The 24,600-nt window shown below is 66.0% G+C and carries 24 protein-coding genes and 1 tRNA gene; 10 read left to right on the top strand and 15 right to left on the bottom strand.

From position 1 onward, the window contains the following. Positions 1 to 11: 11 nt before the first annotated feature. A complete protein-coding gene (locus tag ASE44_RS18525; protein WP_056914192.1) occupies positions 12 to 581 on the bottom strand; it encodes a TetR/AcrR family transcriptional regulator in 570 nt (189 codons plus the stop codon). A gap of 85 nt (positions 582 to 666) precedes the next feature. Here ASE44_RS18525 and ASE44_RS10810 point away from each other — a divergent pair, with 85 nt between their 5' ends. Then, positions 667 to 1,437 carry an SDR family oxidoreductase gene (locus ASE44_RS10810; RefSeq protein WP_082455960.1) on the top strand — a complete coding sequence of 257 codons (771 nt, stop codon included), beginning with the start codon at positions 667 to 669 and terminating at the stop codon, positions 1,435 to 1,437. Positions 1,438 to 1,560: 123 nt separating this feature from the next. Here ASE44_RS10810 and ASE44_RS10805 read toward each other — a convergent pair whose 3' ends face one another. Then, a complete protein-coding gene (locus ASE44_RS10805) occupies positions 1,561 to 2,565 on the bottom strand; it encodes a glycosyl hydrolase family 18 protein (RefSeq protein WP_056779645.1) in 1,005 nt (334 codons plus the stop codon). A gap of 43 nt (positions 2,566 to 2,608) precedes the next feature. Beyond that, positions 2,609 to 3,601, bottom strand: a complete 993-nt coding sequence (locus ASE44_RS10800) for a YafY family protein (RefSeq protein WP_056779642.1) — start codon at positions 3,599 to 3,601, stop codon at positions 2,609 to 2,611. Between the two features lie 90 nt (positions 3,602 to 3,691). Here ASE44_RS10800 and ASE44_RS10795 point away from each other — a divergent pair, with 90 nt between their 5' ends. Continuing rightward, entirely contained in the window at positions 3,692 to 4,057 is a 366-nt protein-coding gene (locus ASE44_RS10795; RefSeq protein WP_056779639.1) for a VOC family protein, read from the top strand. 19 nt (positions 4,058 to 4,076) lie between these two features. Here the strand turns inward: ASE44_RS10795 and ASE44_RS10790 are convergent, their stop codons facing one another. After that, positions 4,077 to 4,439: a cupin domain-containing protein gene (locus tag ASE44_RS10790; RefSeq protein WP_056009376.1), complete on the bottom strand. Its 363-nt coding sequence runs from the start codon at positions 4,437 to 4,439 to the stop codon at positions 4,077 to 4,079. Positions 4,440 to 4,596: 157 nt separating this feature from the next. Between ASE44_RS10790 and ASE44_RS10785 the strand changes: the two genes are divergently transcribed. The 3 genes from ASE44_RS10785 (at position 4,597) to ASE44_RS10775 (ending at position 7,393) form a co-directional block, all read left to right on the top strand. Continuing rightward, positions 4,597 to 6,069, top strand: coding sequence for an MFS transporter (locus ASE44_RS10785; RefSeq protein WP_056779636.1), 1,473 nt, complete (start codon positions 4,597 to 4,599; stop codon positions 6,067 to 6,069). Then, complete coding sequence (locus tag ASE44_RS10780) at positions 6,062 to 7,033, top strand: alpha/beta hydrolase (protein WP_056779633.1); 972 nt, start codon at positions 6,062 to 6,064, stop codon at positions 7,031 to 7,033. The genes ASE44_RS10785 and ASE44_RS10780 overlap by 8 nt, the downstream gene beginning before the upstream one ends. A 165-nt stretch (positions 7,034 to 7,198) precedes the next feature. Beyond that, entirely contained in the window at positions 7,199 to 7,393 is a 195-nt protein-coding gene (locus ASE44_RS10775) for a hypothetical protein (RefSeq protein WP_056779630.1), read from the top strand. Between the two features lie 54 nt (positions 7,394 to 7,447). Here the strand turns inward: ASE44_RS10775 and ASE44_RS10770 are convergent, their stop codons facing one another. After that, positions 7,448 to 8,008 carry a GAD-like domain-containing protein gene (locus tag ASE44_RS10770; RefSeq protein ID WP_056779628.1) on the bottom strand — a complete coding sequence of 187 codons (561 nt, stop codon included), beginning with the start codon at positions 8,006 to 8,008 and terminating at the stop codon, positions 7,448 to 7,450. A 168-nt stretch (positions 8,009 to 8,176) separates the two neighbouring features. Next, positions 8,177 to 8,665 carry a hypothetical protein gene (locus ASE44_RS10765; RefSeq protein ID WP_056011654.1) on the bottom strand — a complete coding sequence of 163 codons (489 nt, stop codon included), beginning with the start codon at positions 8,663 to 8,665 and terminating at the stop codon, positions 8,177 to 8,179. Between the two features lie 207 nt (positions 8,666 to 8,872). Between ASE44_RS10765 and ASE44_RS18965 the strand changes: the two genes are divergently transcribed. Then, positions 8,873 to 9,040: a hypothetical protein gene (locus ASE44_RS18965; RefSeq protein WP_157579887.1), complete on the top strand. Its 168-nt coding sequence runs from the start codon at positions 8,873 to 8,875 to the stop codon at positions 9,038 to 9,040. Positions 9,041 to 9,068: 28 nt separating this feature from the next. Here the strand turns inward: ASE44_RS18965 and ASE44_RS10760 are convergent, their stop codons facing one another. Together ASE44_RS10760 and ASE44_RS10755 are read right to left on the bottom strand one after the other, a co-directional pair. Continuing rightward, on the bottom strand, positions 9,069 to 9,704 hold the full coding sequence (locus ASE44_RS10760) for a response regulator transcription factor (RefSeq protein ID WP_056009367.1): 636 nt from the start codon (positions 9,702 to 9,704) through the stop codon (positions 9,069 to 9,071). Further along, positions 9,701 to 11,440, bottom strand: a complete 1,740-nt coding sequence (locus ASE44_RS10755; RefSeq protein WP_056779626.1) for a GAF domain-containing protein — start codon at positions 11,438 to 11,440, stop codon at positions 9,701 to 9,703. Before ASE44_RS10755 ends, ASE44_RS10760 begins: the two co-directional genes overlap by 4 nt. Before the next feature lie 110 nt (positions 11,441 to 11,550). On the opposite strand from ASE44_RS10755, the gene ASE44_RS10750 reads away from it, so the two are divergent. Genes ASE44_RS10750 through ASE44_RS10740 form a run of 3 tightly spaced genes read left to right on the top strand, consistent with a single transcriptional unit; the run spans position 11,551 to position 15,036 of the window. Next, positions 11,551 to 12,414, top strand: a complete 864-nt coding sequence (locus tag ASE44_RS10750; protein ID WP_056779624.1) for a universal stress protein — start codon at positions 11,551 to 11,553, stop codon at positions 12,412 to 12,414. A 37-nt stretch (positions 12,415 to 12,451) separates the two neighbouring features. Continuing rightward, the gene (locus tag ASE44_RS10745) at positions 12,452 to 13,405 is read left to right on the top strand and encodes an L-lactate dehydrogenase (RefSeq protein WP_056781098.1); all 954 of its coding nucleotides are present in this window, start codon (positions 12,452 to 12,454) and stop codon (positions 13,403 to 13,405) included. 5 nt (positions 13,406 to 13,410) lie between these two features. Beyond that, positions 13,411 to 15,036 (top strand): L-lactate permease, encoded by a 1,626-nt coding sequence (locus tag ASE44_RS10740; RefSeq protein ID WP_056781096.1) that lies wholly within the window; start codon positions 13,411 to 13,413, stop codon positions 15,034 to 15,036. Positions 15,037 to 15,125: 89 nt separating this feature from the next. Here the strand turns inward: ASE44_RS10740 and ASE44_RS10735 are convergent, their stop codons facing one another. The 7 genes from ASE44_RS10735 to ASE44_RS10720 all read right to left on the bottom strand — a co-directional run bounded on the left by ASE44_RS10735 (position 15,126) and on the right by ASE44_RS10720 (position 23,089). After that, complete coding sequence (locus ASE44_RS10735; protein ID WP_056779621.1) at positions 15,126 to 15,509, bottom strand: thiol-disulfide oxidoreductase DCC family protein; 384 nt, start codon at positions 15,507 to 15,509, stop codon at positions 15,126 to 15,128. A 549-nt stretch (positions 15,510 to 16,058) separates the two neighbouring features. Then, complete coding sequence (locus ASE44_RS18515; protein WP_157579885.1) at positions 16,059 to 17,486, bottom strand: hypothetical protein; 1,428 nt, start codon at positions 17,484 to 17,486, stop codon at positions 16,059 to 16,061. 401 nt (positions 17,487 to 17,887) lie between these two features. Continuing rightward, positions 17,888 to 18,349: an ABC-three component system middle component 2 gene (locus ASE44_RS18510; protein WP_157579883.1), complete on the bottom strand. Its 462-nt coding sequence runs from the start codon at positions 18,347 to 18,349 to the stop codon at positions 17,888 to 17,890. Then, positions 18,346 to 19,416: an ABC-three component system protein gene (locus ASE44_RS18505; protein WP_157579881.1), complete on the bottom strand. Its 1,071-nt coding sequence runs from the start codon at positions 19,414 to 19,416 to the stop codon at positions 18,346 to 18,348. Before ASE44_RS18505 ends, ASE44_RS18510 begins: the two co-directional genes overlap by 4 nt. 281 nt (positions 19,417 to 19,697) lie before the next feature. Next, positions 19,698 to 19,949, bottom strand: a complete 252-nt coding sequence (locus ASE44_RS10725) for a hypothetical protein (protein WP_157579879.1) — start codon at positions 19,947 to 19,949, stop codon at positions 19,698 to 19,700. A 618-nt stretch (positions 19,950 to 20,567) separates the two neighbouring features. After that, complete coding sequence (locus ASE44_RS18500) at positions 20,568 to 22,859, bottom strand: hypothetical protein (RefSeq protein ID WP_157579877.1); 2,292 nt, start codon at positions 22,857 to 22,859, stop codon at positions 20,568 to 20,570. A 156-nt stretch (positions 22,860 to 23,015) separates the two neighbouring features. Beyond that, a tRNA-Gly gene (locus ASE44_RS10720) sits at positions 23,016 to 23,089 on the bottom strand. A 224-nt stretch (positions 23,090 to 23,313) separates the two neighbouring features. On the opposite strand from ASE44_RS10720, the gene ASE44_RS10715 reads away from it, so the two are divergent. Continuing rightward, positions 23,314 to 24,453, top strand: a complete 1,140-nt coding sequence (locus ASE44_RS10715) for a S9 family peptidase (RefSeq protein ID WP_157579875.1) — start codon at positions 23,314 to 23,316, stop codon at positions 24,451 to 24,453. Positions 24,454 to 24,600 lie beyond the last annotated feature (147 nt).

The raw sequence follows: 24,600 nt of genomic DNA, 5'->3' as shown, positions 1-24,600 counted from the left end.
TCCGCCGGCGGTCAGGCGACCGGGTGTCCTGTCCCGGCCTGGTCGGGGCGGAGGCCCTCGAGCACGACCTGCAGCATCAGCGAACTGTCGGGGTCGTCGCTCGCCATGCTGGCCGTGCGAGCGGCGTGGGCGATGCCGCACAGGAGCAGCAGCACCTGGGTCGGGCCGACGTCCGGTCGCAGGTGACCGAGCGCGGCGGCGCGCTGCATCAGCGTCCCGAGGTCCTCGATCAACGCCGTCTGCAACTGCGTCGTCCGTTCCAGTACTGCCTCCTGCCGCGAGACGACCTTCTCGAACAGGGAGTCTTCGACGAGGAGGCGGAAATGCGCGGAGAGCGCCTGGTCGAGGTGCTCCGGGCCGGCCTGTCGGAGGATCGTCGCAAGGGCGTCGAACCGGTCCCAGACCAGCGCCTCTTCGAGTTCGGCGACCGTCGCGAAGTGGCGATAGACCGTCCCGACACCGACGTCGGCCGCGTGGGCGACCGTGTTGAGGGCGGGCGTCTCCCCTGCGGCGACCAGGGAGCGAGCCGCCTCGAGGATTTGGAGCCGCGTCCGAGCAGCGTCTCGCCGAGGGGTAGCCATCGTCACAGCGTACCCGGATCACGCTCGAGAGCGGATAGAGTATCCGCGCGGATAGATTATCCGCATTCTGACTGAAAGGCCCACCGTGCCTCTCTCCTCTCGCCCCGTGGCCGTCATCACCGGGGCCAGTTCCGGCATCGGCGCGCAATTCGCGCGCAGGTATGCAGCCGAAGGGTTCGACCTCGTCCTCGTCGCCCGCTCCGGCGAGGCGTTGCGGGCGCTGGCGGACGAGCTCGCCTCGGTCCATCAGATCGTCGCGCAGGTGCACGTCGCCGACCTGATCCGCACGGCTGACGTCGATGCACTGGTCGCCGAGCTCCTCGACGGGCTGGTGCGCGTCGACCACCTCGTCAACTCAGCCGGAGTCGCGCCCGAGGGGGATCTGTCGGACACCGCAGAGCGTGACCTTCGCGACCTGGTGGCGCTGAACGTGACGGCGCTGACGCTCCTGAATCGTGCGGCGGTCGTCCGCATGCGGGCACAGCGCACGGGCACGATCATCAACATCGGCAGTGCGGCCGGCTATCAACCGATGCCGCACTTCGCCGCGTACTCCGCGACGAAGTCCTATGTGATCAACCTCTCCGAGGCCCTGTCCGAGGAGAACCGCCCCTTCGGGCTCCGGATCTTCGCGGTCTCCCCAGGCGACACCGACACCGGAATGGGATCCAATCCCTCGACCGACAAGCGCATGCCCGAGCAGGTCGTCGACACCGCTTGGCGGGCGATGCGCGGGACGGCGCCCTCGGTGGTCGACGGTGCCGCGAACAGCATCCTGGCCGTGGTGTCCTCTCGCGTCCTGCCGAAGCGGTTCGGGCTGCGGATCGCCGAACGGATGATGCGCCGCATGGTGTGAGCGTGGTCTCCGCGAGCGGTGATGACGCGGGTGGGCTGAGCCGGAGCTGGCGCGCGAGCAGCGTTCTCGGCAGGCGCCGTCATCGCGCTCGGCGCCCGCGGACCGCCGCCGCCCGCCCACGGGTCAGCTGATCGGGTCGCCGAGGCTCAGCTCCCACACGGCGAGACCGTGCACCCCCTGCTGCGTTGCGAGGGCCTTCCGCAGGCCGAGGGTCTTGGCATCGGACCACCAGATGACCGTGCCGTCGGCGAGCTTCGCGGTCCACTCCTGCTGCTTCGCGTCGAACGTCGCACGCTTCCCGGCCTTCGCTCGGGCTTGGGCGACGGTCAGCTGCACGCCGTCGGCGCCGTCGGTCGGCCAGGTGTACGCGTACTCGGCCACCCCGAGGTCGATCTTGCCTTTCGGGACACCGGTCGCGATGAACGCGGCGAGGACGCTCTTCACCCAGGGGGTACCGCCGATGGGGCCCGCCTTGGTCCAGGTGGGGCCGTGCTGGTCGTAGGCCATGAGGACGAACCGTCCGACGGAGGCGTTCAGGGCGCTCAGCTCGTAGCCCTCGTCCACGTAGCCGGCTGCGGTGTCGGTCGCCATGAGGGCCATCGAGATGGTCGATGCGGCCGGGAGCGCGGCACGCAGTTCCGTCATGAAGCTCGTGAGACCGGCCGTGTGGGTACGGTCGAGCGATTCGAGGTCGACCTGCACGCCGTCGAACCCGCCCCGCTCGACCCTGGACACGAGCGACGCGACGACGGCCTTCCGGTTCGCCGTGCTACTGAGGAGCTTGGTGGCGATGGCTGGCGAGAAGTCACCCGCGGACGCGTCGAAGTTGCCGAAGAGGAGTTCGGTCTTCAGTCCGTGCCGCTTCGCCTCGGTGACCATGGCCGCGGCTTCCCGCGGGGTCGCCGTGACCTTCGCGCCGTTGGAGGACAGGTTGACGCCGTCGATCCCGACGAGCGAGAGGGCTGCGGCACTCGGGGCGAGGTGTTGCGCGCCGGACCCCGTCATGAGGTATCCCTCGATCGGCAGTCCCGCGGCGGCGTTCGCGGGGGAGGACACGAGGAGGGGGACCGCGAGCGCGGTGACTCCCAGGGTGACCAAGAGGTTCCGGAGGTTCCGTCGTGTGCGCATGTCTGATTCTCTCGGTACTCGGACGCGATCATGCGCCGGCATCTCACTGCGGCGTCGGTTCGTGTGCTCCTCCCGGACTTAAAGCGGGTCCGTCGTCGTGCCGGCGGGCGAGGTCTGCCGCGAGTTCCGCGATGCGTCGGCGGGCGGCTGCCGGGGCGAGGACGTCGATGTGATCCCCGAACTGCAGCAGCTGACGTACGGCTTCGACCTCCGGGTAGGTGACCGTCAGGGTCTGCCAGCCGTCGTCGTCGACCGGCCCGGCTGGGTGCAATCGACTTCCCAGGATGCGTGCGGCGAGGTCGAGGCGACTTGCTCGGAGCCGGATGGTCACCTCGACCTGCCCTGGGGCTTCCGTGCGCTCGCGGAGTCGGGTCCAGACGGAGCGCAGGTCGTGTCCGTCGGGTGTCACCGCACGTTCCGGGAGTGCCTCGTACCCTTCGAGCCGATCGAGCGCGAAGAGTTTCGGCTTCCGGCCGTCATCGGCGACGAGGTACCAGCGGCCTGACTTCGACACCAGCCCGTAGGGGTCGACGTCGCGGGTGGTGGCGTGTTCGGCACCGCTTCGGCGGTAGTGGAGCCGCAGCCGTGAGCGGGAGCGCAAGGTCATCGCGAGATCCGCGACGTCCGGTTCGCGGGTCTCGGCGGCGAGCCACCTCGAGTTCTCGACGATGACGAGCTCGGCCAGGTTCGTGCCCTCGTCCCCGCTGCGGCGGGCGGCGATCTTCCGCAGGGCCATGTCGTGAGCGGCCGCGATCCCCAACTGTTCGCGCTGCGTGCCGTCGAGCCCGGCGACCGCCAGCGAGTCCATCTCGGCGGGATCCAGATGTGATGCGTTCAGCCGCGCGCCCGGAAGGAGGACGATGCCGCCGTATCTGCCTCGCTCGGCGTACACGGGCACACCCGCGGTCGAGAGCGCTTCGACGTCGCGGAGGATCGTCCGCGTGGAGACCTCCAGCCGCTCGGCCAGCTCGACGGTGGTCATGCGCTGCCGGGTCTGGAGGAGGAGCAGGAGGCTCAGGAGTCGGGAGGCCTTCATGGGATCAATGTTCTCGTGAAACCTGACAGGAACTGTCGTGATTTGTCGATTGGCTGGGAACACCTCGATACACACCGATAGGAGATCCGCATGTCTGCACCGAACCTCTTCCTGATCCAGGTCCAGGACGCCCGAGCCGCCACGACGTTCTACAGCGAGCTCTTCGAGATCGAACCGGTCTTCACGAGCCCGCGGTACGTGGCGTTCCCGGTGGCTCCGGGTGTCCTGTTCGCGCTCTGGACGGGACGCAACGAACACGCGGTGCCTGGCACGCCGCGCACGTCCGAGGTCGGGCTCATGGTCCCCGGCTCGGAGACCGCCGTCGACGAGCTGTTCGAGGCGTGGACCGCCAAGGGCGTCACGGTCGTCGAACCTCCGTACGACGACGTCTTCGGTCGGACGTTCGTCGTCGCCGATCCCGACGGCAACTTGATCCGCGTGTCGCCCGTCGATTGACGGTGGTCTTCCTCCGTCGTCAGGACGAGGAGTTCCCGACGGGTGGTTCGCCCATGGTCAACTCGGGCGTGATACCGGCAGGCACCGGGAACCAGGCGAGGAAGGTGACACCCTCGTCGGTCGCGTCGAAGCGGGTGATCGTCTCGTTCGCCGGTTCATGGAACGTGTCGCCGGCGCGGAGGACGGTCTGCTCTCCGGTTCCCACTTGGAAGAACACGGACCCGGATTCGACCACGCCGAAGACGGGCCCGTTGTGCCAGTGCGCACCGGGGTGGACGTCTGCCGGGATGGTGATGCGTCGCACCTCGACGGAGGCGAAGGACGGCGCACCCTCCAGGTCCACGGTGGCCAGCGTTTCGCGGGTGATCGGGGGAGTGGTCATGGGTCGATGATGTCATCGCGAGGCGAGCACGAGGGATCTGGCCGGTCGACGATGCGCTACTCTCATCCCAGAGGGAAAAATCCCGTCGCGCCTCGGCCGACGGAAACGCACAAGCGTCTCGTGGGAGTCGCCACTTCTTCATCGAAGGAGTGCGTCCATGCTCGAACCCTCAACCTCCCCGGCGGTCCAGCCACCACCACCGGCTCGCCTCCGCGACGCGTGGGTCGCGCTCGCCGGTCTCTCGGCGGTGTTCCTGTTCGAGATGCTCGACAACTCCGTCCTGAACGTCGCACTCCCGACCATCGGGCGCGAGCTCACTGCCTCCACGTCGTCACTGCAGTGGGTGTCGGGGGCATACTCGGTCGCCTTCGGCGGATTGATGCTGCTGTTCGGTGCGGTGGCCGATCGGTTCGGTCGGCGACGGATCATGCTCATCGGCCTCGTGCTGCTCACGATCGTGAGCGTCCTGACGGTGTTCGTCACCTCGGTGGAACAGTTGATCGCGGTGCGTGCGCTGATGGGCGTCGCCGCGGCGATGACGACCCCCGGTTCCATGGCGTTGGCGTTCCGCTTGTTCGACGCGGACGATCTGCGCGTGCGTGCCCTGACGGTCATCTCGACCGCTGGACTGGTCGGTCTCGCCGCCGGACCCACGATCGGTGGGCTCGTCCTCGCTGTCGCACCGTGGCAGGTGCTCATCGTCGCCAACGCGCCCATCGCGATCGTCGCTCTCATCGGGATCCGCGCCGGAGTCGCCGCCGACCAGCGAGACCATCTGCACAATGAGCGCATCGACGTGGTGGGCGCCTCCCTGGGCACCGCGACCATCGTCGGCGCCCTCCTCACGCCGACCCTGTTCGTCGCAGGCGCCGACCTTCCGCTGGCGTGGGGCGTCGCTGTGGCGACCACGGCGGCCGCGGTCGGGTTCGTGGTCCGCGAGCGCACCGCGCGTCGCCCGGTGCTTGATCTGCGGCTCGTCGCCCAGCCTCTGGTGGCGTCCGGTTTGGCCTACAAGGCCGCCTCTGGACTCGCGATGGCGGGGCTGTCCTACCTGACGACGCTGCAACTGCAGTTCGCGTGGGGGTGGCCGCCCGCTTTCGCCGCGCTCGGCACGCTCCCGCAGGTCGTGGTGTTGCTGGCGAGTGGTCGCTTCGTCGGTCCGTTCGTGCAGCGGTTAGGCCTCGATCGCGCCGCTTGGATGAGCGCTGCCGCGGTGGTCGCGGGGCTCGCCATGTTCGCGCTCCTCGGCCGATTCGGGTACCCCTGGGTGCTGGTCGCGTTGGTGCTCGTGGCCGCCGGGATGCGCGTGGTCGGGGTAGTCGCCGGCAACAACGTCCTCCGCGGCCTCCCGTCGGACCGCACGTCCATCGGTGCGGCCCTGGTCGACACGGCCAGCGAGTTGGCCACGGCTGTCGGGATCGCCGCGACCGGCACCATCCTCGCCGCGCTCGTCGGCGGCCGCATCACGACGATGACGTCCACCTCCGATCGGCTCGCGTCGTTCGAGGATGCGATCCTCATCGCCGGACTCACCATCACCTGCCTCGCCGCGGCCCTCGTCGCCGTCGGCATCCACCGTTCACGTCGCACCCCGTCCGAACCCACCATCCAGGAGCCCTCCCATGTCTGACCTCTCGCCCCGACCTCCGTTCGATCCCGAACTGGCCACCTTCCTCACCGCCCTCGAGGCGCGCGGCCCGTTCACCCTGACGGCGGAGATGCTGCCGCACATGCGTGCCCTCGAGCTGACCGAGGAGGCCCTCGACGAGCGGTTGCGCTCGCGGGGATACGAGCGGCGCACGCTCACCGTTCCCGGCCACCTCGGGGATCCGATCACGCTCGCGGTCATTCAGCGGATCGGTCGCATGGGAGCGACGGCCGCGGTCTACACGATCCACGGGGGTGGGATGATGTTCGGCCACCACCTCGGGAACCTCGACTCCTACGACGACTGGCTCCTGAACGACCACGACGTGGTGCTCGTGAGCGTCGACTACCGTCTCGCCCCGGAACATCCGGACCCGTACCCCGTGGAGGACTGCTACGCCGGACTCGTGTGGGTCGCGGCGCACGCTGACGAACTCGGCATCGATCCTGAGCGCATCGTGATCGCCGGGCAGAGTGCGGGCGGCGGACTCGCCGCGGGCACCGCCCTCCTCGCCCGGGACCGCAACGGGCCGGCGCTCCTGGCGCAGATCCTGGTGTCGCCGATGCTCGACGACCGTGACGCCACGGTGTCGACGCAGCAGATCGACGGTGTGGGGGTCGCGGATCGACAGCTGACCCGGTTCGGTTGGGATGCGTACCTCGGATCCCGGCGTGCTGGTGACGACGTCTCCATCTTCGCCGCGCCGGCTCGGGCGACCGACCTCACCGGGCTCCCGCGCACGTACCTCGACTGCGGCAGCGCTGAGGTGTTCCGCGATGAGACGGTCGCCTACGCCAGTGCGCTCTGGGCTGCGGGTGGTGACGCGGAACTGCACGTGTGGCCGGGTGCGTTCCACGGTTTCACGAGCATGATGCCGGACGCCACCATCTCCAGGACCGCCACGGCGGCTCTGGCCGACTGGACGGGGCGGTTGCTCGGGACGTAGCCGCGCTGGCAGCCGTCGTGGAGCCGACGTGACCCGAGCCCAGCCTGGCTTCGCCGCGGTCGAGTGCGACCCTGACCCGGCGAGGTCGGCGCAGGCTGCGGGTCTGTCCAGCGCGTGGTGGAACACGGAGAACAGTGCCTCGTGCGGTGCGGTTAGGCTCGAATCATGGTCGCATGGAGTCGCTACGTCTTGGCCGCCTCGCTCATCGCCGGCATCGCAGGGATCCTCTTCGCCCGGCAGTTGCCCGTGTGGTGGGGTCCGATCTCCCTCGTGCTCATGGTCGTCGCGGCTGTCGTGTTCTTCGTCGTCTCCATCGTCGAGTACCGACGCCGGCGGGTGGTGCAGAACTCCCCACGGTGACGTGGCTCGATGCCGAGTGGGCGCCGTAGGCCTGCCGACACGGCCGCACGGCGGTCAGTGGCCGATGACGCCCTGGAGGTCGACGGCGACCTGGATCGCGGCGATGGTCTCGCGCTTGTGCAGGTTCTCGACCGTGGCCGTGCCGCCCAGCGAGAGCAATGGCTCGAAGACGAACGACTCCTCGTAGGGCAGGTCGCCGTGCGCCGCGACCGCCTCGGGGAAGATGTCCCAGTGCAGGGTGTCGGACAGTTCGTCGGGTCCGTCGAGATCGACCATGAAGAGGAAGTTGTCGACGGAGGAGTTCAGTCCCACCGTCCGGCCTTCTCGGAAGAGGATGCCGACGACGCCGATGCTCGGCTCCCAGGTGATGAGGTCACCGAGACCAGTGACCATGATCGGGATGGCGATGCCGTCACCCTGCGTCTTGCCGATGCAGTCGCCGACCTGGTCCTCGTAGCGTTTCGGATCGATGACGCGCAGGAAGCCGTGGCCGAAGGTCCCGTACCCGTAGCGTTCCCACACCTCGACGAGTTCGTCCGGGACTCGGCCCCGATATTCCTCGATGAGCTCTTCCGGGACAGGGCCGTGTGTGACGAAGTCGGAGATCTCAACCATGATGTCCAAGCTACCGGGCGCGTGCCGGCACTCCGCGGGACCAGGCCGCCTACAGCGCCCCGGTCGGATCCGCCCGGGCATCGGAACAGGACAGCGGAACGCGACACCCGTCGAGGGTGCCGCGCTCCGCCACGACTGAATCCGCCACGTGCGACGAGGCGACAGGCCTCAGAGGTCCGTCTGCGGTGCGGCCACCTGGACGGCCCGGCTGAGCGCCGTCGTGGCCCAACCCAGGAGGGCGAGGATGATGCCGACTCCGATGGCGAAGACGGCGACGCCGAACGACACGACCGAGGTGAAGAGCGAAGCGCGGAGGAACGACGCGTCCATCACGGTCGCTCGGATCGGGTCGTCCTTCTCGAGCTGAGCGTAGGTCTTGCCGTCTGCCATCGCGGTGGCGTGCATGTTGATCGCGTCAGCCTGCGCCAACGCGCTGAACGGGCCCGTCACCGGCGCGTTGGCGAGGAACGATGCGTCCTCGCTCACCGTGATGTGCTGGTCGGCGAGCTGTGAGCTGACGACGCCCCACACCACGCCGCCCGCGACGATCATGACGATCCCGGCGACGATGGCGAGGATTCCAGCCCACCGGGCGAGCAGGCGAGTGCGGGACGTGAGCGTGGTGGCTGCAGCGCTGTCGGTGGTCGTGGTGCTCATGGTGTGTGCTTTCTGTTCGTTCTGCGCGGACGGGGGAGGGGCGGCGCCTTCGAAGACCATCGTCGTCGCTCGTCCTTCGCGAGGTGAGGGCCGAAAGTCCCATGGGTTTCCTCACCTGGTCTCCCAAGGAAGGAGGGTCGAACGGCCCTACCGCGGCAGGTCCGGGCGAGGTTGCCTGAGAAGACACGACGACAGATCGAGGAACGCATGACGGTACGAACGGTGGACACCGCACGATGGCAGCAGCTGTGCCACGCCACCCGCGAGCGGCTCGCACGCAAGGGCACGCTCGACCGACACCGCGACGGCACACTCGACGAGGTCGCGGCAACAGACGGTCCTCCACCGGAGACCGGCCGCCGTTCAGCTCCGTGACCGCGGTCACCCTTCGATGCTGAGGACCTCAGGGCCTCGGACGGTTGGTGTGGGTGAGCCCGTACACCGCAGCCTGGGTCCGCCGCTCCACACCGATCTTGCCGAGCAGCCCCGACACGTAGTTCTTCACCGTCTTCTCGGCGAGACCGAGGTCCACCCCGATCTGCCGGTTCGTCATGCCTTCGGTGATGCGCGACAGCACCTGGCTCTCGCGCAGGGTGAGACGCGCCTCGTCGGTCGCGGGGTGATCGAGCAGTCGTCTGCGCGCACGAAGGACGAGTTCCGCGTCCATGAGCTGGGCGCCCGCGCTCACCTGACGGATGGCGCTCACGAGACCGGCGCCGCGGATGTCCTTCAAGAGCCATCCCTGCGCTCCCGCGAGCACCGCGGCTTGCTGGGCGTCGTCGTCGTCGAACGCGGTGAGCATGATGCAGGGGAGGTCCGGATGAGCCGAGCGGATGTCGCGGCAGGCGTCCACCCCTGATCCATCCGGAAGTCGCACATCGAGCACCACCACGTCGGGGGTCGTCGCATCGACCCGGGAGATCGCGTCGTGGACCGTGCCGGCTTCGCCGACCACCGTCAGGTCCGGTTCGCGTTCGATGACGTCGGTGATGCCCCGTCGGACCAGTTCGTGGTCGTCGAGGAGGAAGACACGGATCATCGGGAGGAGTCCTTCGAAGGTTCAGGGAGCGGCGCACGCCAGGTCAAGACGGCGCCGTGTTCGGCACCGGGGGTCAGCTCGCTCGATCCGCCGTGCGAGGCCGCCCTCGCGGCCAGATTGGCGATACCGCTCGCCGCACGGGGACCGTCGCCGCCGAGCCCGAGCCCGTCGTCGGTGACGCGCACCACGACGGCGGACGAGCTCGCCGGTGATGCCGCAGTCGGTTCGATCGTGATCGAGACGGTGACCGAGGTCGCCTGAGCGTGACGAGCGGCGTTCGACAACCCCTCGCGGACGACCGCCTCGACGTCGTCGAGCAGCACGCCCGCCACGAGGAGGTCCACCTCTCCCTCGAAGATGATCCGTGGCGACGTCGGGAAGGAACCGGCCGCTTCACCGACGACATCGAGGAGGCGGTGACGCGCGTCGGCTTCCGGTCGATGGGTCGCTCGGAGGGCGAACACGGAGGTCCGTATCTCGGCGATCGCCTCGTCGAGCAGGTCGGAGATCCCGTCCACGCGAGCGCGCGCCGACGTCGGGAGGGCGTGCAGGTCCAGGCCGTTGAGCGCCAGGCCGGCCCCGAACAACCGTTGGATGACGTTGTCGTGCAGGTCGCGGGCGATCCGCTCCCGATCCTCCAGGAGCGCGACGCGTTCCCGCGCCTCACGGGCGCTTCGGAGCTCCAAGGCGACACTCGCCTGCGCGGCGAAGTCCGTGATCATGTCGAGGTCCAGCTCGACGAACCGAGCAGAACCGGTGGGACGGGCCACGAGGAGGACGGAGTCGGCACCACCTGGCCTGGCCAGGGGCACGATCATGGCGCTGCCGGTGAAGTCACTCTGGTCTGGGGACCCGGGACGGGGAAGGCCGAGGGACAGGGCGGGGTTCCCCGAAGCGATGACCTGGGCTGCCGGTGTCGACGCGGCACTGAAGACACGACCGAGGTACGCCTCCGCGTCGTCACCCCAGGCCATGTCGGTGGCGAACGCGTCGGAGTCGGTGCGGGCGACCAGCGCCACCACGGCGGCGCCGGTCAGACGGATCACGGAGGCTGCGATCAAGCCGAGTGGGTCCGCACCGTCCTGATCGAGGAGCGCGGAGGACACTTCGGCCGAAGCGAGTGCCCAGCGCTGTCGGCGTTGCGATTCGCCGAACAGCCGGGCGTTGTCGATCGCGACGCCTGCAGCGCCGGCCAAGGCCTGCAGGAGCTCCTCGTCCTCGGCGCTGAACGGGCCGTCCGCCCGTTCGGTGAGGTAGAGATTGCCGAACACCTGTCCTCGGACCTGGATGGGCACGCCCAGAAAACTCTCCATCGGGGGGTGCCCGTCGGGGAAGCCGACGAACCGGTCGTGGTCGGCGAGGTGGTCGAGACGCACCGGGCTCGGGTCGTCGATGAGCGCACCCAGGACACCGAGCCCGCGGGGGAGATGACCGATCGACCGTGCCGCTTCGGTGTCGATGCCGACGTGGATGAACTGTTCGAGCGTTCCATCCGGCCCGATGACCCCGAGCGCACCGAACCGCGCGCCGGCGAGATCGACGGCTGCTTGCGTGATGCGCCGCAGCACGACCTCCACGTCGAGGTCCTCGGTGATCGCTCGCGTCGCCGTGAGGAGGTCCCGGAGCCGCCCCTGCGTATGGAGCACGCTCTGCGCCTTCTGGACCAGCTCGTCGATGGCCTTCTCGAGTTCCGACCTCGGCAGCTCCGGAAAGCCGATGGATGGGTCCGTGCGCACAGGGCTCCTTGGGAAGGGTTCGATCCGATGGGACTTCCGGCCCTATGGCAGGCGCTCGCGTCGCTGAAGAGTGAATCTACCAGGACCGTCAGAACGAGGGGAGAACGACTGTGGACAAGACGACGACGCTGCCGCAGCGGGCACGGATGACGGTGAGCGGACCGCCGAGCGAAGGACGTGGCCGGTGCGTCGTCGGGTTCGACGGATCCTCGGCAGGGGTCACGGCGCTCGACTGGGCGGTCACCTGGGCAGCCCGGTACCACCGTGACGTGCACCTGGTGGGGGTCGTCGACGACGACGCCGGAGCCATGAGCGGCACGAGCGCGAGCGACAGCGACCACGCCCGTGCACAGCTGTTGTCGGAGACGGTCGCGCTCCTGACGGAGCAGCACCCCGGAATCGCCGTCACGACCCGGCTCATCGCCGGGCCGGTCGCCGCATCGTTGGCGGCCGCCGCCCGCCCCGACGACCTCGTCGTGATCGGGTCGGACAAGACGGGATACGCTCACGGTCGACTCTTCGGCGCTCGCAGTGTCCAGCTCGCCGCCCTCGTGTCCGGCCCGCTCACGGTCGTCCCCGCGGCGGATCTCCGATTCCGAGCCGGCGTCCTCGTGGCGATCGACGGGACGCCGGAGTCCTCGCGGCTGGCCCGCGTCGGTGCGGAGGAGGCCGTGGCTCGGCAGTGTGCCCTCGGCCTCGTCCATGCCATCGCCGTCGACGCCACGTCCGAGCGACGACAGCTGGGCGAGGCGGTCCTGCGCGAGGCCTTCGAGGCTGCCCGGGCAGTGGCGCCCGGACTCGAGATCAGCCGCCACCTGGCCAACCGGCGACCCGCGGAGGCGATGCTCAACCTCGCACGGGATCGCGCACTCCTCGTCATGGGTCGCTCTCGTCGCGTCGCCACCGCCGGAGTCGGCGGCACCCTCCACGAGGTGCTCATCAACGCGAACGTCCCCGTCATGGTCCTGCCCTGACGTCCGTCCCTCCACCAGCGCAACGACAGGAATGAACATGGCCACCAGAGAGAACAGCAAACTGACCGTCGTCGGCGCCGGAAGCGTCGGCGCAAGTGTCGCCTACGCGGCCCTGATCCGAGGCTCCGCCAGGCACGTCGCCCTCTACGACATCGCGACGGACAAGGTCGAAGCCGAGGTGCTGGACCTGGCCCACGGCACCCAGTTCGTCGGCGCGAGCGAGATCACCGGCGGCTCGGACCTCGCCGTGGCGGAGGGTTCGCATGTCGTGGTCATCACCGCCGGAGCCAAGCAACATCCCGGGCAGTCGCGCACCGAACTCGCCGACGTGAACGCGGGGATCGTCGAGGGCATGATGCCCGGCCTGCTCGAGGTCGCGCCCGACGCGGTGTTCATGCTCGTCACCAATCCGTGCGATGTGCTCACCGTCATCGCCGCCGAGGCGTCCGGCCTCCCGCACCATCGGATCTTCTCCTCGGGCACCGTGCTCGACACGTCCCGCCTGAGGTGGAAGCTCGCGCAGCGCGCAGGCGTGTCCACGAGCAGCGTGCACGCCAACATCGTCGGAGAACACGGCGACACCGAGTTCCCGCTCTGGTCGGAGGCGATGATCGGGCCGGTGCCGATCCTCGAATGGCAGACCGACACGTGCCCGAGGATGACGGTGGAGGAACTGGACCGGATCGCCATCGACGTGCGCGACGCCGCGTACCGGGTGATCAAGGGCAAGGGTGCCACCAACTACGCGATCGGCCTGTCCAGTGCGCGGATCGTCGAGGCCGTCCTGCAGGACGAACGAGCGGTCCTGCCGGTGAGCACCGTGTTGACGGATTTCCACGGGATCAACGGTGTCGCGCTGTCGGTGCCGTCGATCGTGGGTGCCACCGGCGCCGAACCCGTGAGGAACACCCCCTTCTCCGACTCGGAGCTCACGCTGCTCGGGCGGTCTGCGGATGCGTTGTCGTCCGTCATCGCCGGACTGGCACGGTGACGACCATGTCACCTCAGGACACCTGGCTCCAAGGCCTCGACCCGCTCGGCGCGCCCTGGCTGTCCGCCCTCGTCGCCGCCGTCCCCATCGTGATCTTCCTGCTCTGCCTCGTCGTCTTCAAACTGACGGGGCTCCAGGCGGCAGCCGTCGCGCTCGCCGCCGAGCTCGTCGTCGCCATCGGTGTGTTCGGCATGCCCGCCACTTCGGCCGCAGGTGCCGGACTCCTCGGCGTGCTGAACGCCGTCTGGCCGATCGCGTACATCATCGTCATGTCGGTGTGGTTGTACCGCATGGCGGTCGCGAGCGGGAAGTTCACGGTCATCCGCTCGTCGATCGCGCTGATCTCGCCCGACCAGCGCATCCAGGTGCTCCTCATCAGCCTCTGCTTCGGAGCGTTCCTCGAGGGCGTCGCCGGCTTCGGGGTCCCCATCGCGATCTGCGCGGCCATGCTCGTCCAGCTGGGGTTCCGGCCGGTCCGAGCGGCGATGGTCAGCCTCGTCGCGAACTTCGCGGCCGGCGCGTACGGCGCGGTGGGTATCCCCGTCATCGTGGGTGCTCAGGTCGGCGGCGTCGACGTCATGGACCTCTCCCGCGATCTCGCCTTCATCCTGCAGCCGGTGACGTTCTTGATCCCGTTCCTCCTGGTCGTGATCCTGGACGGGTTCCGCGGACTCCGCGAGACCTGGCCTGCGACGCTCGCCGTCAGCGTGGTCTTCAGTGGCAGCCAGGCCGCCGTCCTGCTCTTCTTGGGCCCGGAACTCGCGGCGATCCTGCCGGGGCTCCTCGGCATGCTCACCCTCGCCGCGCTGCGGTTCGTCTGGTCGCCGCGGCGGGTGTTCCGTGAGGACGGCGCCGCGGTCGTCGAGATGGATCGTCACACGCCTCGTGAGGTCCTTGCGGCGTGGAGCCCGTTCTACGTCCTGACGGTGCTCGTGTTCGTGTGGAGCACCCCGGCGTTCAAGGCGCTGTTCGCACCCGGGGGTGGGTTGGCGTGGTCGGTGGTCGACGTGCCTGTCCCAGGAGTGACGGGAGGGATCACGACCGCGGGAGGGACGGTGGTCCAGACCGTGTGGAGCTGGTCCCCACTCGGAGCCACCGGTACGGCGATCCTCCTCGCGGTGATCATCACCGCCCTGACCACACGGTCACTGACCGCGGCGGTCGTCTGGGCGGAACTCCGCTCCACCCTTGCGGACCTCTGGCGGGCATTGATCCTCATCGCCGCGATCCTCGTCCTCGCGCAGATCGCGAACCTGTCGGGTGGTTCGGCCAGTATCGGCACCGCTCTCGCCGGGGCGGGGGCGTTCTTCCCCCTGCTGGCACCCGTCATCGGATGGGTCGGCGTCTTCCTCACCGGTTCCGTCGTCAACAACAACACCTTGTTCGCCCAGCTCCAGGCGACGACAGCCGGACGCATCGGTGTCGACGCGACGCTCCTGGTGGCGGCGAACACAGCGGGAGGTGCCGCGGCCAAGGTCATCTCCCCGCAGTCGATCGCCATCGCCGCAGGTGCGGTCGGCTTGTCAGGTCGGGAGAGCGAGATCCTGCGTGCTTCCATCGCCTACAGCGTCGGCATCCTCGCCGTGTTGAGCGTCTGGACGTTGGTGCTGTCGTTCGTGGTGGTCGGCTGAGTCGTCGGCGTCCAAGTGGGCATCGCCGCCGTCGAGCGGGCTGACCGACACTGGACGAGCACTCCGCCGGGCGCATAGCTCTGGAGCGATTAGCTCGTCGGCCGGGGCAGTGCGCAGGCGGGCGTGCCGCCGGGGAGACGATGCCGGTAGCGGGCGACGAGGAAGTATCCGATCCTGGCCGCCCAGGAGAACGGCGGTGTCACCAGCAGGTTGCCGAGGAACCGCCAGCCGAACGCGGGCTGCATGCGCAACAGTGCGGCGAAGGCGGCGTGTCCGCGGTGCCGTCGTTCGCCTGACAGGAACCAGGCCGCGGTCGTGACATCGCTGTTCGTGAGGCCGACCTCGTCCAGGTTGAGCCACTGCCACGGCTGTGCCTCCGGGAAGACGGCCAAGACCTTCTTGAGTCGCTCCACCCAGGTGGTGCAGAAGGCGCAGTCGCCGTCGTACACGAGCAGTGAGCGGTTCAGGTCCATGACTGTCGATCCTAGATCGCAGGCCGGTGTTCGGCGAGAGATGCTGCGTAGGTCGCATGTCCTCGACTGTACGGCCCGCACGGGAATCTGAACCGGAGCCAGCTCGGCCTGATGACCATGCGGATCCGCGGCTCGCTGATCTCCGACTGCTGCGCAGCTGTGCGCATGCGCCGAGCCAAACCCGCTCCGCTTGGAGGCAACGAGATAGGACCAGGAAGCCAACTTTGCGTTCGCATGCCGACGGAATCGCGAAGGCCAGCTAGGCGAGACATGGATGGCGGTGCCGCCATCGCCGAGACCGTAGCGCAAGCCTGCCCCAACTCTTGTGGGCCCACACCTTGAACACCATTCACGGCCTTGGGGTACCAAAAGGGGCAGCGAGAATCGGCGCTAAGCAGGTGACTCATCACGTTGATGTAATCATCGTCGGCGGGCAATACAACGTGCTCGTCCTCTTCAACGCGGTCGGCTTGCCCGATCGCCTGAGTCCTCTACTCGAACTAGTCGACCGAGCCTTCTCTCACTTACCGGGGTTGTGGTGTTCGACAACTATTGCGCATGGAGGAACCCTGGTCTGCCAGAGTTCGCGACTCCCGTGAATGCTGTGACGATCGTTTCCGGTGCCACGTCGACCACGTCCACGTTCTCAATGACAATGGCCTGGCCAAGGAAGCGCGATTCGAGATCGGAATAGAATCTCTCGGCCACAACAACCACCTCTCCGGTGCCATCCGCTGCGACTTCGGGGGCTCGATACGTTACCAATGGCGAGTCCAGTACAACGAAACCGGGGTGGGGCAGGTCGCGCTCCAGGCAGTACTGGGCAAGCGCTACTGAGAATGCTGCATGCAGAAGAGCCCGAACTCCCTTGCCATGCGAGACTCGGAGTTGACCGTGTGCCCAAACGTCTTGAGCCGTGCGATCAAAGCGGACCGTCTCGGCGTGAGGGTATCCCCAGCGTTCAAGGGTGGTTCTCAACTCTAAACTGAACTCGTCGAGTACGTTTCCATTGATCTTCTCCGCTGAGCTCGCGATTTCGGAGCTTGTCTCATGCTCAGCCGCTCGGCGCGCTTGCTCGAGAGTGTCAAGCTGGTCGTAAATCGAAAGTACCGACTGCATCTCCTCCCTCACGGAAAGCATCGAACGTAGCCCCTGTGATACAGGCACCGCCTCCAGCTCTGCAAGGTGGAACGCATTCGTGAGTTTCAAACGCCGAGATTCGAGCGCGTTGACCTCGCCCTCGAGTCGCTCGCTTTCCATTTCGAGATCCCCGAGCGTAGCGTCGAGATCGTGCGCGAGTCCCAGGGTGCGCTCACGCTCGGCACGAAGCGCGGTTTCGAAATCTGGACCGGAGGCTCCAGGAACGACCTGTGGATGTTGATGCTCAACTGCGGCGCCGCAATAGAGACAGACGCCAACACCAAAATAGCCCCAGATCGAGCCAGCCTCAGCCATGAGATCGATTCGCTCGATATCTGAAACGTACTGTGCACGTAACACTTCGAATCGGCGCATAGTCTCGTCAATTTCTTTCTGACGTAAACGACGCGCGCGTTCTAGTCGCATATTTCTCGAGCGCTCCTCTCCGAGCTGGTCGCGGCGTGCGTAACGACCATTCACCGAATCCGTCTGCCCGTGGACCTGGGCATTCAACTTCGCAATCTGAGCAAGGACATCATCTCGAGATGGACGATCAACCAATTTTGCAGATACATCAGCGATCAAACCATCGAGTACATCCGTACGAGCAAGGCTGAGCTTCTTGATGTTCGACGTATCTTCAACTTCGCTGAGCCCCGAGTCGTCCGTGTCCTCCAGGACTGCCCGAAATGCCGAAATCTCTTTCGTGCCTGTCGTGTACTGGCCAGTAAGGTGCGGAGCTACGTCAGATTGCATTGCAACTTCGTCGACCACGCACAAGTGAGCAATGTCTCTAAAACTCAAGCTCACGGTCTTGTTGAGCTTGTTCTTGCGCAAGATCCGATTCTGTAGACCTAGACCGGCGAGCAAGAATCCCGACAGGGTCTTCTCATCGCCAGCTGAGTGCTTGAACCGTAGAGTCTGGTCCGGAGGAAAGTTTGGTATCGATTCCAGAGTGCCGTTGTATACGCTGATGTTCCCGCCGCTGACCGGTCGTTGAAGTGTAATGGACGACGAGTCCGTCAGGGTTATGGCCAAAAGCACGTCTTTATACGCTCGTAACTCAGGAATTTCTCGCAGTGCTGCCGCGCCTAGGACGAAGTCGATGCAGTCGACGAGGAACGTCTTGCCGGTGTCCGAGGGGCCTTGCACAACGCTGAGACTCTCACCGAACCGGACTGTAGCCGACTCACGCTCCGCGGAGACCAACGTCAGACTGTGTAGTACCATGCGGTTTGTCATTCAAAGGCTCTTCCTGCGGTTTGACTGCGCCAAGCGTCCAGATTTTTCGAGAACTCCAGTGAAATCTCGTTGTCAGCTATGGACAGAATGTAGTCCACTGACCAAGCCGCACGTTCACGCAACCTCTCGAGGAGTGGTGCCTCGAGAAGCTTCAGGAATGGGGCGGTATCTTCCGTGCCAGAGAACACAATTCCGCGCGATTCAGTGAGCGCGGCCGCGATGCCCGCTTGACACAGTAGGTGCATACCATTTCTTACGAGGGGCCTCTTCACTGTGAGCTCGGAGACCCTCCCTGGGCTGGCCGGGAATATGCTCGGCGGTCCGCCCATGTCTGCGCTATGGATGATCGCATGGTCGGCCAGTGACAGCTGCTCCAGATCGAGGCTACGGGGGAATGAGGCCTCTAAGATGAGGGCAAGACGTATTGCAACCTCGAGGTTGCTGTTGAATACGGTCACTGATCCATATCCATCCAGCTCAAGGATTCGCTATTCGCTAGCTGGTGACAGATGCCACGCCGATCATGTTGCGTAGCTACAGAGATAAGTGCATGAGCGGACAGATCGAGTTGACCCGCCGACTGCAGTACAGCATTTAGGCGTGTCAGTGGCGATTCGTGCGAACTATCGGCTATATCGATCACGCCTTCCAGAAGGTCGAGCTGTAGTTTCTCGAAGGTTCCATCAGGTACGGAGTCACGCGCGTAGCGCCTGAGTGCTTCTGCGCTATAAAAGCGAACACGTTGTCGAAGGAACTGTTTGGCGCTCTTCTCATTGACAGAGACGTTCGCCGCGGTGATGCCTGCAGAGGGCCACTCTGTGTCGTAAACGGCCGCTAATTGTTCGACGTAGCGCAGTTCCGATTCCTGCACTTGTTCGGGTGGTGCATCCACCGGCTTCCGAGGAGGAAGTGGGCCTCCAAAGCGAGCAACATGGAACTGCGACTGCCGGTGTGTCTCTAGTAGCTCAAGCGCTGACAGATCACAAAAAAGCTGAAAGTCGGTGCTCTCTGCGAGTAACATTGCAGTTTGCACGCGCTCTGCGGAAAAGCCCTGATCCGGCTTCTTTGCCCAGTTTGAAAATGCCTTCTTAAGTTTGTCGTGGTCCTTCAGTAGACGCGCGAGAGATGTACCGCAGCCGCGAGGCGCTACGAAATAGTAGCGACGGGGTAGGGTGTACTCCCCCTCTGCCGCGTGCACAAAGAGCTTGAGCATTTCAGGATAGGCGTCACCCGGACTCAAAGGCCGCGAATAATGCTTGGCTTGGAATGAGTCCCATTTGCCCTGAAATCCGTCTGCATCAGTGAATGCAGCGATGTCGACGCCCTTGTCCCCAGCGCCGCCATATCGGCGGATACTGACGTAGTCGGCCGTAACGCTGAAGGCCCATTCGTGGATGAATTCTTCCCATTCACCGTCCTCGTACAGGAATAGGCGCTTTGCCGGAGAGACGGGAGGGCCGCTCAAGCTCACGGGAATTTCGCTGCGTGAAGGGTGCGGAAGTTCTGTGAGATCTTCAAGTTCCATGGTCCCCCTCGGCCGACACGTACCTTCACGATAGCGGGGATTGCAAGGCTTGCGGCTGGCGTTGCGGTTGAAGTGCCTCCGCCCGTCGATCCGAGCGCACAGGTGACGTCGATGTGAACCTAATTGCAAGTGTCTTCGAAGTCGGCCAGGTCTCAGAAGGCCGGCACGTTGCGGCGGTTCGACTGACCTGTACGTGAGCACATGGGCATCATCGGATCGATTGTCCGCAGGAGCTGCTGAGACAGGTCATCGCCTCCAGACAGCGGTGAGCCGTTGAGCTCCTAGATACTGACGGCTTCTCCACCGCCATCCGGGAAGCGCGACGAGGATTTGCCTAGCCCTTCGAGCGAGCCGGTGCAGCGATGATTCAGCTCGGAGACGGCCACCGCCTCGAAGCCGTTCGTTGCCACGATGAGGGTCTGGAACACCCGCGAGTAGATCCCACAGTCCGCGAGCGCATTCGCGGCTGCGACGTCGCGGATTTGCTGCAAGTAGTCGCTTCCGACCAGCCGACCCGCGTCCACTGCAGTCATGAGACGAGTGGCCAGCTGCTGGACGTCACCTTCCACTAGGAGGTCCGCACACGAGGCGCGCAGGACGAGCTGCGTCGATGTCGAGGGCGACCGTCTTCAGCACGACTCGTGCGGCACGCTCAGCGCTAGCGGCCGAAGCCTGCTCCGGGTGCATGCTGATGCTCGCGAGCCGCGGGCCAGACGTCTGCTGAACCCACGGCTGATCAGCCATGCTGGCTGGCCTGTTCGGTCCCGACCGAGCGGAATCAGGCGCGTCGCGGCGGCGACGTCGAAGAGATCCTTCGCGGTGCCCCACCCGCCGTGCGTCGACAGAGTCCAATCCGCGTGTCGTCAGTGGCGAGACGCTGAACCGCGTCCGACCGGACGCTGCAGTTGGCGCGGCCAGCTGCGCATTCGGATCTGCGTGTAGCGCCCAAACGGTGTCGACGACGGTCTCGATCATTTCGAGTTCCAAGGTGCCCATCGGTGGCGTTGAGCCATCTGTGACGCCGCGCGCGGTAACCTCCGGCAAACAGGTAGCCATGGGACGCCGAAGCCCCATACCCCGAAGCGCATCGACCCGCCTGATCGATCACGCGCAATTGAGCAGCTGGATTCCTAGTCGTCCCCGAGCGAGCGCTATGCTTCAATGTGAAGAAGTCGGTACTCGACTCCGTCCACGTCAGCTGCTTGGTGGACGTCCGTTTCGAACCCGTCTGGCCATGCATCCGTAGCAGCGAAGAGAACCACATCGGCCTGTAGGACTCGAGCAGCTTCGAACCTCTTTGCAATCATCCGGCGCCGTTCCTTCGCGGTTCCGCCCTGGTTCTTGCCAGTCTTTACCTCGGCGAGCACAAGTCGATTGTCAGCGTGAGCAATGAGGTCAATCTCATACTTCACAACACTGGCGCCCAGAACGCTGAACTCTACTTCGGCCACATCGGCGTAGTTTCTCACCTCACGTCGGAGATGGTTTGCGGTGAGCAAGACTGCATCGCCGTTCTGCCGGAAAATATCGGCGAATGAGGGATGCAGGTCATAGAACCACGTTGGTTCAGCAGACTTCGAGTTCCAGCGCGAATGGCGCAGCGTATTCACCGCGCCGCATCTTTGGCACTCGAAATGCTGCCGCATTGCGTCGAGGGTTACAAAGGATACGACTCCGCATTCAGCACATCCGAGCGCTAGCCCCTGTCTCAGGAGTCTGACGTCGAGAAGCCTGTCTACAAGGTCTCGTGTCGTTGTCCAGTCAGCCCCACCGGAAAGTGCTTCGATGCCACGCCAAGTGAGAAGCTGACGCTTGTCCAGTTGAAACCCACTCTCGTCGGAACGCGACGGACGATCGACGAAACTCCGGAGAAGCTCGCGGTGTTCGCCCGACACCAAGTCGATGAGCTGTGATCGCCCGCCGAGACGAGCTGCAACAAGGCCAGCATGTTGTCCGGGACGAGAGAGGGAGCTGGTCATTCCTTGCGCTGTGGCGACGGCGCTGACCCAACCCAGCATTCCCAAGAATTGCAGACGCGGACGCGCTAGACGAGAGGTCAGAAGTGCACCATTGCTCATGAACCCCATGTTCGCCGCATGGTAGCTCGCCCCCTCCCTGCTGCTGCGAATCTTGAACGGAAGGCTGCGCTGGTCTGGATGGAGCATCCACTTTGCGGGCAAGCGCCGGCCGCTAGGCATCGACGGCGGATAGATCCCCACGTCAACGATCCAAGCTGGGTTGCCCGCTCGATCCACGGGGATGATGGATCCAGAGGGGAGCGGCGCTGCGATCGGGGCCTGCGCCAGATAACTGCCGTCATGCGTCTTCTCGAACGGAAGCACTACCTCCGAATTGAGGTGCTCCTCCAGAATGAGGCTCGATAGCCCATAAGCGGGTAGTGGAAGGCTCCTATGCGCAGCAACCACAACAGCCTCTCCATCCTGCGGCGTAGGCCAGGGAGTGGACAATTCCGAGACGAAACTCTCCAACTCGCCAAAATCGAGGGTCGCGCTTATCGCTGGGAAGGTCAAGCCGGGAGGGCCCTGCGTAAGTGCTCGGTAGAGTGGCCATGAGCTCTGGCGACTACTCGTCAGGTCCCCGCCGTTCTCGGCCGAGATCCAGATGCAATGTCCCAAGAGTCGCTTGTATCCAACGGCCAGGGCGAAGTCATCGGGGGAGTCTCCGACGACTAAGACGCCGGGCAAGCTGGCCAGGCAGGTGCGCACGCTGACCAGTTCTGGCGATGAGGACGAGAACCAGGGCTTGCGGTCCTGTGGTCGCTCGCTCAACTCGATTCCGCGCGACCAGAGCAGCTCCTCGGGCGGAGCCTCATCGGTATCGCAGAGCCATATCGCCAAGGCGTCATCATCAGGCGCCGTCCTCGGCCGCGGGTTTTGCGGCGCTCCGAGGATGGCCGCAGCGAACAGTGCTCCGTTCCCGGCCCACGAGATGTCGCCGGCAATAGCAGAGTGGGGCGTCTCGGCGCCGATCAATGGAGCTCCAATAAAGGGGCTCTGTGGCGGCGCTCCGAGGGGCCCGATTAGCACGTGTTGCGGCAATGAGTGGGAGTCGAATCCCCAGCTCAAGGTCGTGCAGTGCTTGATCAGGTGTTTTGCAGCCACCGTCGCGTCTTTATCGACTAGCAATCGGGACGAATGGCTCGAGTGACTGCCCGCTGGATCCGACCAAGTCTCCGGTGTGTGACGAAGGACCGCGACGTAGTCGGGATCGTACTGAGCTGCGAGACGCAAGACCGGCTTCGACACCTCACCGGCCTCGTCGTATGGCGCGTAGATCATGCCCTCGCCGCCCCAGGTCTCGCTAACTATCGAAACAGCTTCACGTGCATGATCCTGCCAACGTTCGCCACCTCGAAAGAGGACGATGACTCGCGGCGGTCGAAGCTGTATGTTGGCAACGCGATGGACGATGTCGGTCGACATCTGTGCCTCCTCGGGGATCGTCGTAGCCCGCACTGCGCGGTTCCAGGGACCAGAGGCTGCGGGCGGCAGTACCGACAGCAAAGGAGCGTAAACCGTGGGTCGGTCGGAATAAGATCCAGTCAAGCGAGTTGTAGAGGCGTCGAGTTTTCCCTGTGATGGAGCGGATGACGGGAATCGAACCCGCGCTATCAGCTTGGGAAGCTGAAGTTCTACCATTGAACTACATCCGCGTGGCGCCGGAGCGTCCTGAGTAATCGTACATGAACCGGCGGGCCCCCGTTCAGCCCCGAGCTTGTCGGAGGGCGGGGCCTGTTCGTGTGCCCTTCGACAAGCTCAGGGACCGGTGCTGGGTGCCGGTGACCCCGGAGATCCTCGGCCGGGTCACAGCCGGCGACATCGCACGAAGCTAGGCTGGTTCACCGTTCCCCGAGTGGGACGGGACTGAGGAGGCGACGTGCAACGCACTGCGGGTATAGTCCTGGCCGGCCTCACGACCGCGGTCGTCACGGGATTCGGGGTGGCGAGCGCCATGGTCGCCCGCCGCGTCATCGCCGCAGGACGGGTGCATCACAGCGAGGTGCTGCCGAGCTCATCTCCGATCACCGTACGCCTCGATCGGAACGCGGCCACCGGCCTACCGGGTCGCTACGGGCTCGAGTTCGACGACGGCTCCCGGGTCATCGTCGGCCCGGTGATCGGCCGCGAAACCACGGACGGTTCCGTGATGCGCAGCGTGATCGCCGGCCGGGTTCCCGCCGGAGCCACCCGGACACGGTTCACCGGCGCAGCCGTGACGCCCGCCGACCTCGGAGTCGACGAGGCACACCTGGCGACCACCCCGTCCGGCGCCTGGCGGTTCGACGGTGATGCAGACAGCCATGGCGACGCAGACGGCGATGTCGATGTCGACAGCGACGCAGACAACGCACCGAACGACGGCACCTGGGTCGTGCACACGCACGGACTCGGGGCGTCACCGCTGGCCACGCTCCGCTCGGTGCAGGCCGTGCAGCGCGCGGGACTGCACTCGCTCGTCACCAACCTCGGGTCCGCGTTCACCGAGCGCCGCTCCGGGGCCGATGCCGCGGACGTCGACCGTGTCGTCGCCGCCATCGACGACGCCGTGGCACTCGGCGCCCGGCGGGTCATCGTGTGCGGATGGTCCTACGGCGCCGCCCTGAGCCTCGCCGCAGCCCGACTCCGACCCGAGGTGGTGCAGGGCGCGATCCTCATCTCACCGATGCTCAGCCTCCGGGAGACGGTGCGGCACGCCGCCACGGTCGCCGGGGTGCCGCGGGTCCTCGTGTGGTCGGCGCTCGGGCTGCTCGGGTCGCCGCTCTTCGCGCGAGCCGCCGGCGTGCGCGGCGCGGTTCCCGTCCGCGCGCTGTCTGACGGGCTCATCCCGGGCCTGCCGACGCTCGCGATCCACTCACCCGGCGACACGACGATCCCCGTGGAACTCACGCGGGCGGTCGTCCCCGGTTCGTCGTCGTTCGAACTGGTCGAGGTCGCCGCTGCACCACACGGCTTGGAGTGGAACGTCGACCCCGACGCGTTCGACGCCGCGGTGCGGGACTGGCTCGAAGCGCGCTGATCGGGCGTCTCGATCCCTGAGCTTGTCGACGGCCGGGGTGCATCCGTGGGCCCTTCGACAGGCTCAGGGACCGGGGTGGTTGGCTTGCGGGATCGGTTTGGGTGGGTGCGTGGTGCCCTTCGACAGGCTCAGGGACCGAGGGAGCAG

This window comes from Plantibacter sp. Leaf1 (genome assembly GCF_001421315.1).
In the GTDB taxonomy this organism is placed as follows: domain Bacteria; phylum Actinomycetota; class Actinomycetes; order Actinomycetales; family Microbacteriaceae; genus Plantibacter.
The sequence above is the reverse complement of the archived record's forward strand: the minus strand, read 5'-3'. Positions and strand labels throughout refer to the sequence as shown.